At 61.6% G+C, this 17,191-nt stretch carries 19 protein-coding genes and 1 pseudogene; 7 read left to right on the forward strand and 13 right to left on the reverse strand.

Going from position 1 to position 17,191, the window contains the following annotated elements:
• Positions 1-620 (reverse strand): annotated as a pseudogene (locus B3849_RS15235) (hypothetical protein); the annotation flags it as partial.
• Between the two features lie 105 nt (positions 621-725).
• Here B3849_RS15235 and B3849_RS15240 point away from each other — a divergent pair.
• A complete protein-coding gene (locus B3849_RS15240) occupies positions 726-1,250 on the forward strand; it encodes a GNAT family N-acetyltransferase (protein WP_005849471.1) in 525 nt (174 codons plus the stop codon).
• 6 nt (positions 1,251-1,256) lie between these two features.
• Here the strand turns inward: B3849_RS15240 and B3849_RS15245 are convergent, their stop codons facing one another.
• On the reverse strand, positions 1,257-2,882 hold the full coding sequence (locus B3849_RS15245) for an AMP-binding protein (protein ID WP_286780411.1): 1,626 nt from the start codon (positions 2,880-2,882) through the stop codon (positions 1,257-1,259).
• 140 nt (positions 2,883-3,022) lie between these two features.
• On the opposite strand from B3849_RS15245, the gene B3849_RS15250 reads away from it, so the two are divergent.
• Entirely contained in the window at positions 3,023-3,673 is a 651-nt protein-coding gene (locus B3849_RS15250) for a sulfotransferase family 2 domain-containing protein (RefSeq protein ID WP_278425551.1), read from the forward strand.
• 86 nt (positions 3,674-3,759) lie between these two features.
• Here the strand turns inward: B3849_RS15250 and B3849_RS15255 are convergent, their stop codons facing one another.
• The 7 genes from B3849_RS15255 to B3849_RS15285 form a co-directional block, all read right to left on the reverse strand.
• A complete protein-coding gene (locus tag B3849_RS15255; protein WP_278425552.1) occupies positions 3,760-5,961 on the reverse strand; it encodes a 3-hydroxyacyl-CoA dehydrogenase NAD-binding domain-containing protein in 2,202 nt (733 codons plus the stop codon).
• A 27-nt stretch (positions 5,962-5,988) separates the two neighbouring features.
• Positions 5,989-6,288 carry an acetyl-CoA acetyltransferase gene (locus B3849_RS15260; protein ID WP_278375197.1) on the reverse strand — a complete coding sequence of 100 codons (300 nt, stop codon included), beginning with the start codon at positions 6,286-6,288 and terminating at the stop codon, positions 5,989-5,991.
• Positions 6,288-7,499 (reverse strand): acetyl-CoA C-acetyltransferase, encoded by a 1,212-nt coding sequence (locus B3849_RS15265; protein ID WP_005849466.1) that lies wholly within the window; start codon positions 7,497-7,499, stop codon positions 6,288-6,290. The genes B3849_RS15260 and B3849_RS15265 overlap by 1 nt, the downstream gene beginning before the upstream one ends.
• 18 nt (positions 7,500-7,517) lie before the next feature.
• A complete protein-coding gene (locus tag B3849_RS15270; protein WP_278425553.1) occupies positions 7,518-8,156 on the reverse strand; it encodes a glutathione S-transferase family protein in 639 nt (212 codons plus the stop codon).
• Between the two features lie 301 nt (positions 8,157-8,457).
• Positions 8,458-8,670 (reverse strand): hypothetical protein, encoded by a 213-nt coding sequence (locus B3849_RS15275; RefSeq protein WP_278425554.1) that lies wholly within the window; start codon positions 8,668-8,670, stop codon positions 8,458-8,460.
• 55 nt (positions 8,671-8,725) lie between these two features.
• Positions 8,726-10,507, reverse strand: coding sequence for an acyl-CoA dehydrogenase C-terminal domain-containing protein (locus B3849_RS15280; protein ID WP_278425555.1), 1,782 nt, complete (start codon positions 10,505-10,507; stop codon positions 8,726-8,728).
• 88 nt (positions 10,508-10,595) lie between these two features.
• A complete protein-coding gene (locus tag B3849_RS15285) occupies positions 10,596-10,997 on the reverse strand; it encodes a MerR family transcriptional regulator (RefSeq protein ID WP_037944722.1) in 402 nt (133 codons plus the stop codon).
• Positions 10,998-11,229: 232 nt separating this feature from the next.
• Between B3849_RS15285 and B3849_RS15290 the strand changes: the two genes are divergently transcribed.
• A complete protein-coding gene (locus B3849_RS15290; protein WP_278425556.1) occupies positions 11,230-11,976 on the forward strand; it encodes a helix-turn-helix transcriptional regulator in 747 nt (248 codons plus the stop codon).
• A gap of 98 nt (positions 11,977-12,074) precedes the next feature.
• Positions 12,075-12,320 carry a hypothetical protein gene (locus B3849_RS15295; protein ID WP_064217104.1) on the forward strand — a complete coding sequence of 82 codons (246 nt, stop codon included), beginning with the start codon at positions 12,075-12,077 and terminating at the stop codon, positions 12,318-12,320.
• A gap of 119 nt (positions 12,321-12,439) precedes the next feature.
• On the opposite strand, the gene B3849_RS15300 is transcribed toward B3849_RS15295, so the two are convergent.
• Complete coding sequence (locus B3849_RS15300) at positions 12,440-12,817, reverse strand: MerR family transcriptional regulator (RefSeq protein WP_184581603.1); 378 nt, start codon at positions 12,815-12,817, stop codon at positions 12,440-12,442.
• Positions 12,818-12,931: 114 nt separating this feature from the next.
• Here B3849_RS15300 and B3849_RS15305 point away from each other — a divergent pair, with 114 nt between their 5' ends.
• Genes B3849_RS15305 through B3849_RS15315 form a run of 3 tightly spaced genes read left to right on the forward strand, consistent with a single transcriptional unit; the run spans position 12,932 to position 15,220 of the window.
• Positions 12,932-13,354, forward strand: a complete 423-nt coding sequence (locus B3849_RS15305; RefSeq protein WP_005849458.1) for a PaaI family thioesterase — start codon at positions 12,932-12,934, stop codon at positions 13,352-13,354.
• On the forward strand, positions 13,351-13,863 hold the full coding sequence (locus tag B3849_RS15310) for a PaaI family thioesterase (RefSeq protein WP_278425558.1): 513 nt from the start codon (positions 13,351-13,353) through the stop codon (positions 13,861-13,863). The genes B3849_RS15305 and B3849_RS15310 overlap by 4 nt, the downstream gene beginning before the upstream one ends.
• Positions 13,856-15,220 carry an MATE family efflux transporter gene (locus B3849_RS15315; RefSeq protein ID WP_278425559.1) on the forward strand — a complete coding sequence of 455 codons (1,365 nt, stop codon included), beginning with the start codon at positions 13,856-13,858 and terminating at the stop codon, positions 15,218-15,220. The genes B3849_RS15310 and B3849_RS15315 overlap by 8 nt, the downstream gene beginning before the upstream one ends.
• 67 nt (positions 15,221-15,287) lie before the next feature.
• Here B3849_RS15315 and B3849_RS15320 read toward each other — a convergent pair whose 3' ends face one another.
• From B3849_RS15320 to B3849_RS15330, 3 genes are read right to left on the reverse strand one after another with little or no spacing between them, the layout of a single operon-like run.
• Positions 15,288-16,331: a quinone-dependent dihydroorotate dehydrogenase gene (locus tag B3849_RS15320; protein WP_286780412.1), complete on the reverse strand. Its 1,044-nt coding sequence runs from the start codon at positions 16,329-16,331 to the stop codon at positions 15,288-15,290.
• Entirely contained in the window at positions 16,328-16,759 is a 432-nt protein-coding gene (locus B3849_RS15325; protein ID WP_037954495.1) for a DUF1330 domain-containing protein, read from the reverse strand. The genes B3849_RS15320 and B3849_RS15325 overlap by 4 nt, the downstream gene beginning before the upstream one ends.
• Positions 16,759-17,106, reverse strand: coding sequence for a DUF952 domain-containing protein (locus B3849_RS15330; RefSeq protein WP_278425561.1), 348 nt, complete (start codon positions 17,104-17,106; stop codon positions 16,759-16,761). The genes B3849_RS15325 and B3849_RS15330 overlap by 1 nt, the downstream gene beginning before the upstream one ends.
• Between the last annotated feature and the right edge of the window lie 85 nt (positions 17,107-17,191).

Here is a 17,191-nt window from a genome sequence, read left to right on the forward strand (position 1 = left end):
AGGGTCTTGTTCAGCACGATCAGCCCGCCGGGCAGGTGTAGGCTGGGGCGGGTCATGGCGGGCAGCACCACCATCGGATCAGACGACAGCCGTGCGCCGAGCTTTGCCAGCGCCGTGCGCCCGCGGGCGTTGGTACAGGCGGGGCCGGACACCCGTTCGATCTTTTTCAGCAGCGCCGCCCCGATGGAGGCGCGTTTGACCTTGGGCACCACCCGCAGCGTGTGATCTTGCAGCGCGCCTGGCAGCCAGAACAGCGCCACCGCCGCCACCACCAGCGCCGAGGTCAGCACCCCGGCAAAGCGCAGCCGCCCCGGGCGGGGGCGACGGCGTTCGACCACGCGGCGCAGGGTTTCGATGGCGTCGATCATCTCTCCCTCGCTGTCGGGGATTTCCAGCGTTTCACTGGGGTCGCCGTCGGGGTGGAAAATCGCAGGGCGGGTGCCAGGGTTTGACCGCGCCAAAGCCGCCAGTGACCAATGGGTCAGCGCCTGATCCTTGAGGTCGGAAATCACCAGTGTCGCATCGCCGATCGACACGATGACTTCGCGACGTTGGGCATCGGGGGCCGAACGCCATAGTCCGGTTGCTTCCAACCGGGCGTATTTGGAAAGGGCTGTCATATCCTGAAGTATAGTGCCTAACTGTTTTGGATAGTTTACCACCTGACACGGGTTGAGCAATGGGTGGACTTAAGACAGCATAGGAGAATTCGAAAGGAGCGTCCCATGCAGATCAAGCCCGCACATCCCGATGATGCCGCCAGACTTGTCGAGATCTGGTATCGTGGTTGGCATCAGGCCCATGCCGATGTCGTGCCGCCCGCCTTGACCGCCCTGCGCAGTTTCGAAGAGTTCACGATGCGGATGCGTGTGCACCTTAAGCATACGCAGGTGGTCTGGGTCGAAGGGCAGATCGCAGGGTTCTTCATGGTGGACCATGACGAGATCTACCAGTTCTACGTCAGTGATGCCTTTCAGGGCAGCGGTCTGGCGCAGCAGATGATGGCAGCGACGGAAGCAGAGCTGGGGCATGGGCTGAAATGGCTGGCCTGTTCGGTTGGCAACACCCGCGCCGCGCGGTTCTATGAGGCCTGCGGTTGGGTGCAGGCAGGCACGATCCCCTACGAGGTCGAAACCGGCGAGGGGCCGTTGCAGATCGACGTCTGGCGGTATGAAAAACGGCTCGGCCCGCAAGAGCAGGCAGAGGCGGTGATCGTCGCCGATCCGGTTGTCACACAGCGCGCGATGTAGACCGCACTAAAGCCTGGCGGCCTGCGCGCGCAGTTCGAATTTCTGGATCTTCCCGGTCGAGGTTTTCGGCAGCTCTTGAAACACCACGCGTTTGGGTGCTTTGAACCCCGCAAGCGTGTCGCGCGCAAAGGCGATCATGGCGGCTTCGTCCCCACTCCGGCCCGGTTTTAGCTCGACAAAAGCACAGGGCACTTCGCCCCATTTCTCGTCCGGTTGCGCGACAACGGCGGCGAGGTTCACATCCGGATGCCCCATCAATACGCCTTCGACCTCGACGGACGAGATGTTCTCGCCGCCCGAGATGATGATGTCTTTGGCGCGGTCGGCGATCTGCATATGTCCGTTCGGATGCTGCACCGCCAGATCGCCCGAATGGAAGTACCCGCCCGCAAAGGCCGCGCGCGTGGCGGCGGGGTTCTTGAAATACCCTTTCATCACCGAATTGCCGCGGATCATGATCTCTCCCTGTGTGGCAGCGTCTAGCGGGACTTGGGCCATTTCGCTGTCCATAACGGTGATCTCTTCCATCATCGGCATGGCGACGCCCTGACGGGCCTTGATCGCGGCGCGCTCGGCCCCTTGGGCGCTGTCCCATGCGGGGTCCCACAGACATTCAGTGACATGGCCGTAGGTCTCGGTCAGCCCGTAGACCTGCGTGACGTTGAACCCCAAAGCTTCGATCTTGGACAGGGTGGCAGGGGCAGGGGGCGCACCGGCTGTGAAGATCTCCACCTGATAATCAAAGGCGCGGCGTTCGGCTTCCGTCGCGTTCACCATCATGTTCAGCACGATGGGGGCACCGCCAAAATGGGTCACGCCTTCGTCGGCGATGGCGTCATAGATCGCAGCGGCAGTGATGTCGCGGCAGCAGACCAGTGTGCCCCCCAAAAGGGGCATCATCCACGTGTGGTTCCAGCCGTTGCAGTGAAACAGCGGTACGATCTGCATGAACACGGGCCGCATCACCATACGCCAGCTGACCACCGTGCCCATGGTCATCAGATAGGCCCCGCGATGGTGATAGACCACGCCCTTGGGCCGCCCCGTCGTGCCAGAGGTATAGTTGAGCGCAAGGCTTTCCCATTCGTTGTCGGGCATGATCCAGTTGAACGCAGGGTCACCGGTGGCGATGAAATCATCGTATGTCGTGTGGCGACCCGTTGCCGGAAACCCCGCCGCGAGGTCAGGCACTTCGATCAGCAGCGGGGGCGGGCCGTCGAGCGTTGCACAGGCCGCCTCGGCCAGATCGACGAACTGCGTATCGACCAGCAGCACCCGCGCTTCGCCGTGGTCGAGGATGTAGCCCACAGTATCCACATCCAGCCGCGTGTTGATGGTGTTAAGCACGGCACCGCAGGCGGGCACGCCGAAATGCGCCTCTGCCTGCGCGGGGATATTGGGCAGGATCGTTGCCACAACCTGACCCGGTTCAACCCCCGTCGCCACCAAGGCCGAAGCAAGCTGTGAACAGCGTGCGTGATACTGCGCATAGGTCACCCGATGCGCGCCGTAGATCACCGCCGTCACATCGGCAAAGACATGGGCCGCGCGTTTCAGGTGCGATAGCGGCGTGAGCGGCACGTAATTCGCGGCGCATTTGTCCAACCCGTCTTCGTTCGTCATCCAGCCCATGGCGCACCCTGTCTTTATTCGCTTTGTCCCGGTTACTATTGCGCAGCATCCCCCGTTTTGGGAAGGATGATAAAAGCAGGGCAGAGGCAGGATATGGGCACGAGCGTAAAGCGGCCAATCACAGATGCGGCGGGGCGGTCATGATCATCAGCCGCGGGCGCAACTACATCTTTGTGCATATCCCCAAGACCGGAGGCACGTCCCTTGCGCTCGCGCTGGAAGCACGGGCGATGAAGGACGATCTGATGCTGGGCGACACGCCCAAGGCGGTCAAGCGGCGCAAGCGTCTGTCAGGGGCGGCGTCGGCAGGGCGGCTTTGGAAGCACGCAACCCTTGCCGATATCGAAGGCGTGGTCACCCGCCAAGAGATTGCCCGGATGTTTGCCTTTGCGCTGGTGCGTAACCCTTGGGACCGGATGGTCAGCTATTACCACTGGCTGCGCGCGCAGGGGTTCGATCATCCCGCCGTGGGGCTTGCCAAGTCGCTGGCGTTTGATGTCTTCGTGCAGACGCCTACCGTGCAGGGCAGCCTTCTGGCCTCTCCCTATGGGTTATATCTGCGCGACGGGGCGGGCGAGGATCAAAGCAACCTGTTCATCCGGATCGAACATTTCGCGCAGGACGCGCAGCCGCTGTTCGACCATCTGGGCTTTGATCTGACGTTGCCGCATGCGAATGCGTCTGACCGCGCGGCGGGCTATCGGGACTACTACACCCCCCAAACCCGCGACCTGATCGCCACGACCTGTGCCGAGGATATCGCGCGTTTCGGCTACAGTTTCGACGGCTGAGAGCGCGGGCGGTACATCCCCCGCAAAGCAAAACGGCCAGCAAGATCTGCTGGCCGTTTCCGTTTTCTCTATCGGGCGTTGCCGTCTCAGGCGGCTTTGGCGTCCGGCCCGAAGCGACCGTAGAAGGTCTGGTTCTTCTCGGCCATTTCACGCAGCAGGTCAGGGCATTTGAACCGCTCGCCGAACTGCGCTTCCAACTGGTCACAACGTTCCGCGGCATAGGGCGTGCCGATGATGTCGAGCCAGCTGAATGGGCCGCCGGACCAGGGCGCAAAGCCCCAGCCAAGGATTGCGCCCACGTCGCCTTCGCGGATGTCTTCCAGCACGCCTTCTTCCAGCGCACGTACCGCTTCGAGCACCTGAACGAACATCAGACGGTCCTGCACGTCGCGCAGGTCTGGCTGTTCCTCGGCCAGCGGGAACTTGTCGTGCATCCCCTTCCAATAGCCCTGACGCTTGCCCTTTTCGTCATAGTCAAAGAAGCCCGCGTTCGCCTTGCGGCCCAGACGACCCAGATCTTCCATCCAGAAAATCAGATCATCCGCTTGGCTGGCAGGATAGGCATTGCCCATGGCCGCCTTGGTCGCGCGGGCAATCTTGGCCCCCAGATCGATCGAGGTTTCATCGGTCAGCTGCACCGGCCCCACAGGGAAGCCCAGAAGCTGCGCCGCGTGATCGACCAGTTGCGGTGCCGCCCCTTCGGTGATCATCCGCGCGCCTTCGTTGGCATAGGGGATGATGCAGCGGTTGGCATAGAAGAACCGCGCGTCGTTGACCACGATCGGCGTCTTGCGGATCTGGCGCACATAGTCGAGCGATTTGGCTACCGCACGGTCGCCAGTCTCGGCCCCCTTGATGATTTCCACCAGCGCCATTTTCTCGACGGGCGAGAAGAAGTGGATGCCGATGAACTGATCCGCCCGGCTGGAGGCTTTGGCCAGCTCGGTGATCGGCAGGGTCGAGGTGTTGGAGGCAAAGATGCAATCCTCGGGGATCACGGCTTCGACCTTCTTGGTCATCTCGGCCTTGACGGCAGGGTCTTCGAAGACGGCTTCGATGATCAGGTCACAGCCTTTCAGCGCGTCCAGATCGGTGGTCGCGGTGATCAGATCAAGGGCGGCGGCTTTCTTTTCCTCGGTGGATTTCTTGCGCGCGATGCCCTTGTCAAAGAAGCTGGCGGAGTAGGCTTTGCCCTTGTCGGCGGCTTCTTGGGTCTGGTCGATCAACACGACCTCGATCCCGGCTTGCACGGACACAAGCGTGATGCCCGCACCCATCATGCCAGCCCCCAGAACGCCCAGTTTCTTGACGCGCTGATCGGCAACGCCTTCGGGACGTACCGCGCCTTTTTCCAGCGCTTCCTTGTTCAGGAACAGCGACCGGATCATGGCAGAGGAGGACGGGTTCAGCAGGATGTTGGTGAACCAGCGCGCCTCGATCTTCAGCGCGGTATCAAATGGCACAAGCGAGCCTTCGTATACGGCGCTCATCAGGGCCTTGGCCGCAGGGAAGGCACCTTGGGTCTTGCCGTTGACCATCGCATTGGCCCCGACAAACGTCATGAAGCCCGCAGGGTGATAGGGGGCACCACCGGGCATCTTGTAGCCCTTGGCGTCCCAGGGTTTCAGAATGTCCGCATCCTTTGCATTCAGCACCCATTCTTTCGCGGCGGCTACCGGATCAGCGACAACTTCGTCGATCAGACCGGCAGATTTCGCGGCAGCAGGGGCAACCATCTTGCCTTCCAGCAAGAAGGGCGATGCGGCCATCGCGCCCAGTTTGCGCGCCAGACGGGTGGTGCCGCCCGCGCCGGGGAAGATGCCGACCATGATCTCGGGCAGACCGATACGCGCCTTTGGGTTGTCGGCGACAAAGATGCGGTGCGTGGCCAGCGGCAGTTCAAGCCCGATGCCCGCGGCTGTGCCGGGCAGGGCAGAGGCAATCGGCTTGCCGCCCTTGTTGGTTTTTGCGTCCATGCCCGCGCGTTCGATCTTGCGCAGCAGGGCGTGCATTTTCATCGTGCCGTCAAACAGCCCCTGTGCCGGATCATCGCCTGCGTCTTCGCGCATCTTGGCAAGCAGGTTCAGGTCCATACCACCGGCAAAGGACCCGTCCTTGCCAGAGGTGATCACGGCCCCCTTGATGGCGTCGTCGGATAGGACTGTGTCGATGATGCTGTCCAGCTCGGACAGGCCCTCGATCGACATGACGTTCATGGATTTTCCGGGCACGTCCCAGGTGATGATGGCGACGCCGTCGGCGTCTGTCTTCATGGTGAAATCGGTCATTTAAATCTCTCCCTGATTTGGAGTGTGTTACGAGCGCTGAGGCGTATAGTCAGCGAATTTTTCAAGCAGTGAGCGGATCAAGGCGATGGTGGCTTCGGGGCCTTTGTCGCAGTCTTCCTCGCTTAACAGTATCCGTTTGAAGTCCTTGAACCGCTCGCGGTCATAGCTGTCGCTTGGATCGTTGCGATGCTTGAAGAACAGCGGCGGCGTGGCCTGATACAGGCGCACATATTGCGCCCCGCGTTCTTCTGCGAGCTTAAGGTCCCTCAGCCCACGCCGCGCTGCCAGATCGGCCACGGCGTGGAAAGGATGCGGCTGGTCGCCCATCAAACGCGTTCGATGATGGTGGCGGCACCCATGCCGGAGGCGATACAAAGCGTGGCCATCCCGACTTCCTTGTCCGAACGCTCAAGCTCGTCCAGCAGCGTGCCGATGATCATCGCGCCGGTGGCCCCCAAGGGGTGACCCATGGCGATCGACCCGCCGTTCACGTTGACCTTGCTTTCATCAACGTCGAACGCCTGCATGAAGCGCATGACCACAGCGGCGAAGGCCTCGTTGACCTCGAACAGATCGATGTCGTTGATGTTCATGCCATTGTCGGCGAGGATCTTTTCGGTCACGGGAACAGGACCGGTCAGCATGATGGTCGGGTCGGTCCCGATCTTGGCGGTCGCACGGATGCGCGCGCGTGGCTTGAGGCCGTATTTCTCGCCGAATTCCTTGTTCCCGATCAGGACAGCCGCCGCACCGTCCACGATGCCCGAGGAGTTCCCCGCGTGGTGGATGTGGTTGATCTTTTCGAGGTGCGGATATTTCATCAGCGCGACCTTATCAAAGCCGGGCATGACCTCGCCCATCTGCTGGAACGCAGGGTTCAGCGACCCGAGCGACTGCATGTCGGTCTGGGGGCGCATGTATTCGTCATGGCTGAGGATCGACAGACCGTTCTGGTCCTTGATCTCGATCACGGATTTATCAAAGCGCCCTTCGTCCCAGGCTTTCTTGGCACGCTGCTGCGACTGCATCGCCAGCTTGTCGGCCTCGTCACGGGTAAAGCCGTATTCGGTCGCGATGATGTCAGCCGAGATGCCCTGCGGCACGAAATACCGCTCCATCGCGAGCGAAGGATCAACGGCAATCGCAGCACCATCACTGCCCATGGCCACGCGGCCCATCATTTCAACGCCACCGGCGATATAGCCCATGCCTGCGCCGCCGCGCACCTGGTTGGCGGCAAGGTTCACAGCTTCCATGCCAGAGGCGCAGAAACGGTTGATGGCCAGGCCGGGGATGCGTTCATCCAGATCGGATGCCAGCACGGCAGAGCGCGCCAGACAGCCGCCCTGTTCCATCACCTGGGTCACGTTCCCCCAGATCACGTCCTCGACGGCGTGGCCTTCCAGGTTGTTGCGCTCTTTCATCGCATTGAGCGTCAGCGCGGACAGGCGCAACGAAGTCAGCTCGTGCAGGGCGCCGTCTTTGCGGCCCTTGCCACGCGGGGTGCGCAGGGCGTCGTAGATATATGCTTCGGTCATGTGGTGTCTCCCTTTGGGTCAGGCGCGGTCAGCAGGGCTGCCGGGCATCAGGTCGTAGGGGGCTTTCCAGCCCGGTGTGTCGCTCAGACGCGTGAGCCACGCGTCGATATGGGGCCAGTCCTTGCGGACAAAGCCGAAAGGCTCGGGGTAATACAGATAGCCGCAGCAGCTGAGGTCGGCGTTGGTGATCCCGTCGCCGACAATCCAGTCGCGGCCGTTCAGATGGTCGTTCAGCACGGCATAGGCCGCAGACAAACGCCCCTGCATAAAGCCGATGACTTCTTTGGGCTGCTTGTCTTCGGGCATGAAGTTCATCAAAAAACGCGTCATACCGGCGTTCGAGCTGAGCTTGTGGTTGTCCCACAGCACCCACCGCAGGATCTCTCGGCGCTCTTCCGGATTGCCCCCGCCGAATTTGCCGGATTGCTCCGAGACATAATCCTGGATCACGCCGGATTGGGTCAGACGGATGTCTCCATCAATCATCACCGGCGCTTCGCCCATGTTATTGATCGTCGTGCGGTAATCCTGCGTGCGGGTTTCGCCGCCGAAGAAATCAACCTTCACCGGCTCCCAGTCGAGCCCCGACAGCTGCAGCGCAAGCGCCGCCTTATAGGCGTTTCCGCTTTCGCCGAAGCAATGCAGTTTGATGGTCATCTGAACCCTCCCTCAAGTCCTGTGTGTCGATCGTCGTCCCGTGGGGGTTTCACACCCCCACACCCCCGTGGAGTTTATCCGGCAAAATGAAGATGCGCGGGTTTGCGTTAATCAGTTACTAATCATCCTGTCGTATTCAACCCCCGCGCGGCAGGCTGGAGAGCTGAGCCGCGTGCAAAGTGAAGCCCTGCTTTGGTTGTGCGGATCGCAGGATCAGGGCAGGGTGTTTGCGCTTCATTTTGCCCCTTAAACTCTCCCCGAAGGGTCGGGTTCGGCAGGGCGTTCGGGGTGTGGTGGTGTGCTACCTCTTTCGTCCGTCCAGTTTCGCGTTGAACAGCCGCAGTCGCGCGGTCAGGTTCTCTTCGTCGATCACGCTGTTGAAGTTCTCGAAGAGAAACGACAGCGCTTCGCCTTCATCCAATCCCGCCTCTGCTGCGAATTTCTTCAGGCGGCGGTAGCCGTCTTCGGTCATGGCGACAGGGAAGCGGCGGGTCAGGCGGAAACGTTTGGGCATCGGGCGTCCTTTCAGTCAGCATCGGGGTGGGGGGATGTCCCCACCCCGGTGCAACCTAGAAGTTTGCCGCGTCCAGCGCCATCACAGTATCCGCGCCGGTTTCGATCCGCTTGAGATGCAGCGAAGTCGCGGGCAGTTGGCGGGCCATGTAGAAACGGCCGGTTGCCAGCTTGGTCTCGTAGAAGGACGCGTCGCCGGTGCCATCTTTCAGCGCTTTCTTCGCGGCCAGACCCATTTTCGCCCACATCAGGCCCAGACAGACATGCCCGAACATATGCATGAAGTCATTCGACCCCGAGAGCGCGTTGTTGGGGTTCTTCATGCCGTTTTGCATGAAGTACATGCCCGCCGATTGCAGGTCTTTGCTGGCAGCCTTCAGCGGCTCCATAAAGCTGGCGTCGAACTCGGCGTCCTGGCCTGCGTTTTCCTTGATGAAGGTCTTGACCATATCAAAGAAGGCCATGACGTGTTTGCCACCGTCCTGCGCCAGCTTGCGGCCCACGAGGTCCAGCGCCTGAACGCCATTGGCCCCTTCGTAGATCATGGCGATACGGGCGTCGCGGGTGAACTGGGACATGCCCCACTCCTCGATATAGCCGTGGCCGCCATAGACCTGCTGCGCCTTGACCGTCATGTCATAGCCGATGTCGGTCAGGAAGCCTTTGATGACGGGGGTCATCAGCGAGACAAGCCCGTCGGCATCCTTGTCATCCGCGCGGTGTGCCGCGTCGATCAGGCTGGCCCCCCAGAGGATGAACGCCCGCGCCCCTTCGACAAAGGATTTCTGCTCCATCAGGCTGCGACGGATATCGGGGTGGACGATCAGCGGATCGGCAGGCTTGTCGGGGTGCTCTGTCCCGGTGACGGCACGGCCTTGCAGGCGGTCCTTGGCGTAGGCCAGCGCGTTCTGATAGGCCACATCGGCCTGCGCCAGACCCTGCATGCCGACGCCCACGCGGGCTTCGTTCATCATGGTGAACATCGCGCGCATGCCTTTGTGTTCGTCACCCAGCAGGTAGCCGACCGCGCCGTCATAGTTCATCACACAGGTAGAGTTGCCGTGGATGCCCATTTTCTCTTCGATGGAGCCGACGGACACCGCGTTGCGTTCGCCAAGCGAGCCGTCTTCCTCGACCATGAACTTGGGCACGATGAACAGCGATACGCCCTTGATGCCTTCGGGGCCGCCTTCGATCTTGGCCAGCACCAGATGGATGATGTTATCGGCCATGTCGTGTTCACCGGACGAGATAAAGATTTTCTGGCCGGTGATCTTATAGCTGCCGTCTTCCTGTGGCGCTGCCTTGGTGCGCATCAGGCCCAGATCGGTGCCGCAGTGGGGCTCTGTCAGGTTCATGGTGCCGGTCCATTCGCAGGACACCATGTTGGGCAGATATGTATCTTTTTGGGCGTCAGAGCCGTGGGCGAGGATCGCCGAGGCCGCACCGTGGGTCAGGCCCTGATACATGGTGAACGCCTGGTTGGACGCCGAGAACATCTCGCCCACGGCGGTGCCGAGGATATAGGGCATGTTCTGGCCGCCGTATTGCTCTGGCATGTCCAGACCGGTCCAGCCGCCTTCCTTGACCTTTGCAAAGGCGTCCTTGAACCCTTTGGGGGTGTAGACGACGCCGTTCTCCAGACGGCAGCCTTCCTGATCACCCACCGCGTTCAGCGGGGCGAGGACTTCGGAGGTCAGCTTGCCTGCTTCTTCCAGAATGGCAGAGGTGAAATCCGCCTCAAGCTCGTCGTAGCCGGGGGTGGACGACGCGGTGACGTTCAGCACATCGTGCAGGACGAATTGCATATCCTTGATCGGGGCGGTGTAGCTCGGCATGTGGTGTTCTCCCTTGGCCATCTGGCCGTCGTTTGGTCAGTATATCTAGGTCGGTGTATCAGGTGTTCGGGTGCGCCGGACTGCGGGCCTATTCTGCCGCGTTGCGGGCGCTGTTGATGGAGGCGATCATTTTCTCCCCCCATTTCAACTGGTTTTGCAGGTCGTCGATGGCGTTGTTCAGATCCTCGCGCTGTGCTTCGAGGTCGGCCAGACGTTCGCGCGCGATGTCATAGGTGCGCGCCAATTGGGTCTGTTGCTGGTCGCCCATGTGGTACAGGTCCAGCAACTGGCGGATTTCTTCGAGGCTGAAGCCAAAGCGCTTGCCACGCAGGATCAGTTTCAGCCGCGCACGGTCCCGTTTGGTAAACAGGCGCTTTTGTCCCTGACGTTCGGGGAAAAGCAGTTCTTTCGCTTCGTAGAACCGCAAGGTGCGCGGGGTCACATCGAAGGCGGTGCACATCTCGCGGATGGTCATCGTAGTGTTGGACATATCAGTTACTCGCTATTCTATCACTGCTGTAGAACGGTCAACTTCACCTAAACTGGGAGCGGTATAACCCAGAAACAAGCTTACGTAACTTGGACGCTACGTCAAACATTTGCTTTACGTTGAGTAAATCTGCGTAACCCCTCAGGGATTTTCCCCGGGCGGTCATTGATAGGTATCTCGTGCCGACTAAGTGATGTGGGGGAGCAAGTTTTATCGGCCGGGGGGGGGTGATATGTCCGAGGATATGGATCCGCGATTATTCACAGAGTGTCTGCGCGAGGTCAGCAGCGTTTCGGCGCTATGGCTGCTGGTGCAACGCTTTGCCAAAGCGCAGGATTTTCGCACGGTCACCTACCATAGTATTGATGTGCAATCGCTGGGGGACTCTAGCTTTGGCGCTGTCGCGATCGGTATCCCGGCAGAGTTTCACCGGATGTATACCGAAGAGCACCTGTATCTGGACGATCCGTTTCCCCCCTTCGCGGCCTCACAGATCACCCCGTTCTTCTGGCGTGACCTGCCGCAGCTGACCACCTTGACCGAAAAGCAGAAAGCCTATCTGAACACAGCGAGAGAATTCGGCTTTGCCGATGGTCTGGTCTGTCAGGTCTTTGGGCCACAGGCGCGCAATGCTTTGGTCAGTATTGGCTTTCACCACGACAGGCCGCGTCCGACCGATGCAGAGGTTCTGGACCTGCACGTCGCCAGCCAGTTTGCCCATATGCGGTTCTGCGCGCTTGTGGCAGGCCCTGCTGCACCCAATCGGCGCTTGTCCCCGCGCGAGCTGGAATTGCTCCGCTGGATCGCGCGCGGCAAGAGCAACACCTCGATCGCGCAGATCATGGGGGTGTCGCGACACACGGTCGATACGATCATGCGGCGTCTGTTTGGCAAACTGGATGTGACCGACAGGACTCGCGCGGCGGTGCGGGGGCTGGCCTTTGGCCTGATCGACCCGTCGCTGGATAACCTGTCGTAATGCAGAGAGCGTGACCGGATGTCGCGCACTTACGGGACGTGCGCATCACCTGTCGGACGCATAGTCGTGGCGAATTCTCAACCGTAAGTGGACAGGCCGTGGCGCAGAACAAACCCCCGAAACCCTCAACGACACCTAATTCCTATGATCTTGCGCAGGGGCCGGTGATTTCCGCGTCTTCCGCATCGCGGGGGCTCAAGGATGCGGCCAAGCTTGTTGAAGACGTGGCGTATGAATTTGCTGCCTGCCTCGACGCTGATTCACTGTCGGAGCTGATTGTGACAGCAGCAGATCTTACCCGTCTTTCCGATGTGATGGGTCGGATGGCCGCGCGACAGGCGTAAGCCAGCCCGCATCGCATCGATTTCTCATACCATAGCTTGATGCTGCCAACGACGGCACCCTCCAGCCAGCGGCTGTCAGTTGTGGTAGCGCCCCGTAAACCCAAGGCGCTACGCAAATATCAGTCGCGCTTGGCCAATGCGGCCTCTGTATCGTCGCGGGATTTTTGCAGCTCTTCGATGGCTTCGTCCAACTGCTTGCGCTGTTCTGCCAGCTCTCCCAACTGGCGGTCCGCGCTAATGACCCACGCCCGCATTTGCGCTTCGGTGCCTTCGTTCTCATAGATCAGCAGCCACTGGCGGATGCCTTCCAGCGAATACCCGAACTTGCGCCCCCGCATGATCAGCTTCATGCGGGCGATTTCCCGCGCGCCATAGCTGCGGGACCGGCCTTCGCGCTCGGGGTGGAGCAGTTCTATGTACTCGTAATAGCGCAACGTGCGCGGCGTGACGTCAAACTCCGCACACATTTCTTTAAAGTTCAGGCGTTTGTCTGTCATCTTGGTCTCCTCAAGTTCGGAAACTATGCGGTTCACTTTCCAAGCGCAACACTGGGGTTGCTCTTGCTTGGCCGCTCGGTTGATATGGGGAGAATAACGCCAAGGAAGTAAAAAATGTCAGACAAACTTCGCATCGCCAAGCAGTTCATCGCGGCGCTGCCTTACAGCGGTGCCCTGGGGATGGAACTGCAAGAGCTGGATGGTGGCGTCGCCGTGATCGACATGCCGTATGATGAACGGCTGATCGGCGATCCGCGCACAGGTGTCTTGCATGGCGGGGCCGTGTCGGCGTTGATGGATACCTGCTGCGGGGCCGCGGTGATGAGCCACCCCAGCAATCCCGGCGGGACGGCGACGATTGATTTGCGCATCGAATATCTGCGCGCGGCTGTGCCCGGTCAACGGATCACGGCGCGGGCGGAATGTTATCACGTGACGCGGAATGTTGCCTTTGTGCGCGCCACGGCACAGGACGAAGAAGACGGCAGCCCGGTCGCCACCGCCACCGGCAGTTTCACGGTGGAGGGCAAACGATGAGCACACGGAGCAAACCCGAGGCGGTACAGGTCGTCAAAAAGCGTCGCGATGCGGCGCTGCGCGCGCTGGTGGACGGCGTGCCCTACATCAGCTTTCTGGGGATCGAGTTCGACCGCCGTGGCGACGAGCTGACCGGCGTTCTGCCGTTTTCCGACAAGCTGATCGGCAATCCGCTGTTGCAGGCGCTGCACGGTGGGGTCACGGCCTCGTTCCTTGAGGTGACCTCGATCATCACGCTAAGCTGGGAATACCTGTGGGAGGATCTTGAATCCGGTGCGCTGGCCGTCGAAAAGATGGATGCGACGCATTTGCCACGACTGCCCAAGACCATCGACTTTACCGTCGATTACCTGCGTTCGGGTCTGCCGCGCGATGCCTATGCGCGCGCGCGGATCAACCGGTCGGGGCGGCGCTATGCCTCGGTGCATGTCGAGGCATGGCAGGACAACCGCAGCAAGCTTTTCGCGCAGGCAACGGGTCATTTCCTGATGCCCCAACGCCGTGACTGACGCGATCCCCAAGGGCGAAGTCAGCGCCGTCGCCCAAGGCAAACTATCCGCGAAAGAGGTGGTGACCCACCGCCGCGTGCTGAACATCGCCATCCCGATTGTTATCTCCAACGCCACTGTGCCCATCTTGGGCGCGGTGGATACCGGCGTCGTCGGGCAGATCGGGTTGGCGGCCCCGATCGGAGCCGTGGGCATCGGCGCGATCATCCTGTCATCGCTTTACTGGGTATTCGGATTTCTGCGGATGGGCACCGTGGGGCTGACCGCGCAGGCGGCAGGCAACAACAACGAGGCAGAGGTCGCGGCACTGCTGACACGCGGGCTGCTGATCGGCGGGCTGGCGGGCCTTGCGCTGGTGATGCTGCAGATACCGCTGTTCTGGGCGGCGTTTCAGGTTTCTCCGGCCAGCGCAGAGGTCGAAAACCTCGCCCGGTCCTATATGGGGATCCGCGTCTGGTCCGCCCCGGCGGCGATTGCGATATACGCGATCACCGGATGGCTGATCGCGCAGGAACGCACTCGTGCCGTGCTGGTGGTGCAACTGTGGATGAACGGGCTGAATATCGCGCTGGACCTGTGGTTCGTGCTGGGGCTCGGCTGGGGGATCCAGGGCGTCGCCATCGCGACCTTTCTGGCGGAATGGTCGGGTGCGGCGCTTGGGCTGTGGTTCTGCCGTGCGGCTTTCGGAGTGCCCGCATGGCGGGACTGGGCGCAGGTGTTCGACGGGCCGCGCTGGATCAACATGATGAAGGTCAACGGCGACATCCTTGTGCGGTCGCTTCTGTTGCAGGCGGTGTTCGTCTCGTTCCTGTTTCTGGGATCGGGGTTGGGGGATGTAAAGCTCGCCGCTAACCAGGTGCTCCTGCAATTCCTGATGATCACGGCCTTTGCGCTTGACGGTTTCGCCTTTGCGGCCGAGGCGCTGGTCGGGCGGGCCATGGGCGGCAAGCAGCGTGATGTCCTGCGGCGCGGTGCGGTGCTGACCAGCGGTTGGGGTCTGCTGGCCTGTGCCTTGATGACCGTGGGCTTCGCGTGGGGCGGGGGCATGATCATCGACCTCATGACCACGGCCCCGCTTGTGCGCGAAGAGGCGCGGGTGTTCTTGCCCTATATGGTCGCGGCCCCGCTGCTGGGGTGGGCCTCATGGATGCTGGACGGGATCTTTATCGGGGCCACGCGGTCGCGGGACATGCGCAACATGATGGCGGTGTCGTTTGTGATCTACTGTGCAAGTGCGGCGCTGCTGGTGCCGTGGCTGGGCAACCACGGGCTGTGGATTTCGCTGCTGGTCTCCTTTGTCGCGCGTGGGGTCACGCTGGCGCTGCGCTACCCCGCGTTGGAGCGTGCGGCGGGATAGGCCCCGCCCGCGCAGGGTCGGGGCGAAGTCACGCGGATCGCGCCCCGATCTGCGCCCGTGCGTCCTGTCAAAGCCAGGCGCTGCGGTTGCTGCCCACGGCATCGGCTACGGTATCGAACCCGTCCTGCTTCAGCAGTTTGTCGAGCCCCTTGGCGATATCCGCCGCCAGTGACAGCCCGCCATAGACGAGCGCCGTATAAAGCTGCACCGCCGAAGCGCCTGCGCAGATTTTGGCATAGGCATCCTCGGCCGAGCTGATGCCCCCGACGCCCACCAGCGGAATATCGGTAAGCGTCGACAGGCGCGCCAGCACGCGGGTGGATTTTTCGAACAGGGGCACGCCCGACAGCCCGCCCATCTGGTCACGCTGCGCGTTCTTCAGGCCGGTGCGGTCCAGCGTTGTATTCGTGGCAATGATCGCGGCCACATCTGCGTCATTGGCGACCTCGGCCACATCGGCGATCTCCGCCTCGGTGAGGTCGGGGGCGATTTTCAGGAACACGGGCGTATCGCCGCGCACCTCCATCACGCCGGCCAGAAGTGCTGCGAGGGCGGCCTTGCCCTGCAGGTCACGCAGCTTTTCGGTATTGGGTGAGGATACATTGACCGTGGCGAAATCCACGTGATCGCGGGCAAGCTCCATCACGCGGGCGAAATCGGCGGCGCGGTCGGTGCTGGTCTTGTTGGCCCCAAGGTTGAGCCCCACGGGCACGCCCGCGCCGCGGCGCGCCAGTCGCGTGCAGATCGCCTGCATGCCTTCGTTGTTGAAGCCAAAGCGGTTGATCGCCGCGCGGTCCTCGGTCAGGCGGAACAGACGGGGTTTGTCGTTGCCGGGTTGGGGCAGGGGCGTGGCGGCCCCGACCTCGATAAAGCCGAAACCCGCGTTGGACAGCGGCGCGACGGCGGTGGCGTTCTTGTCAAACCCCGCGGCAAGGCCGACAGGGTTGGGCAGGCTCATCCCGGCAAGCGAGGTTTTCAGCCGTTTCGATGTGACCGGACCGGGGGTAGGGGCCAAGCCAAGCCGCAGTGCGGTGATTGCCAGACCATGGGCCGTTTCGGGGTCAACCTGATGCAGGGCGCGCAGCCCCAGCTGCTCGGCCATGCGTTTCATGCAAATTCATCCGTCAGGGGCAGCGGTGCGCTGCGGATCAGGCGCGATGTCACAACCGCGGCCTGACGGTGAACCACCGCCTGTTTGTACCGCGGGTCCGAGATCATCTGCAAAAAGGCATGGGCGTTGGGGTATTGTGCGATGAACATCACATCCCAATCCTCGTCCGAGGGGCCGATCAGCGTCGCCTCGAACTGGCCGCGCCACAGGATCGATCCGCCGACATCTGCCAGCACCGGCCCACTTTCCGCACCGTAGTTCTTATAGGCTTGCGCCCCTGTCAGCGCCTTGGCGGCCAGCGCGTGATCGTCTGGGTAGGCGGCCTTGTCGCGCAGTTTGACAAGGTTCACCATATTCAGCGGCGTGTCGCGGTCCAGCCCCTTGAAGGCGTCGAACTGTGCGCGATCCGGGTCGATATATCCTGTCATCATTGAGCTTCCTTAAAGCCAGCGGGAAATTCATGCGCCCCGTTCAGCAAGGGCAGGGGCTGGGCCCAAACCACATCCTCTAGCATGAGCATGCGGTACAGATGCGGGAACTCGGCGCCGCCGCGCGACACCTCCCATTTCAGCGCATCGCCAAGGCGGTCGGTCTCTACGGCCAGAAGAAACAGGTCTGCCTCACCGGCAAAGTGTTTCGCAGCGGTTTCAGCCGCTTGTTCAGAGGTCGAGAAATGCACATAGCCATCGGCGACATCAACCGGCGCGCCCGTGGTAGAGCCGTCGCGGCGCAGGGCCTGCCATTCATTGGAGCGGAAAATTTTGTAAATCAACATAGCCGCTGTGATGCCTTGGTCGGTGCAAACGGTCAAGGGCTGTGCGCTTTGCCGCAGCGCAGGGCGGTGACCTTGGGGAAGGGCG

Origin of the sequence: Sulfitobacter sp. UBA4523, assembly GCF_002388305.1 — a bacterium.
GTDB classification, from domain to species: domain Bacteria; phylum Pseudomonadota; class Alphaproteobacteria; order Rhodobacterales; family Rhodobacteraceae; genus Sulfitobacter; species Sulfitobacter pontiacus.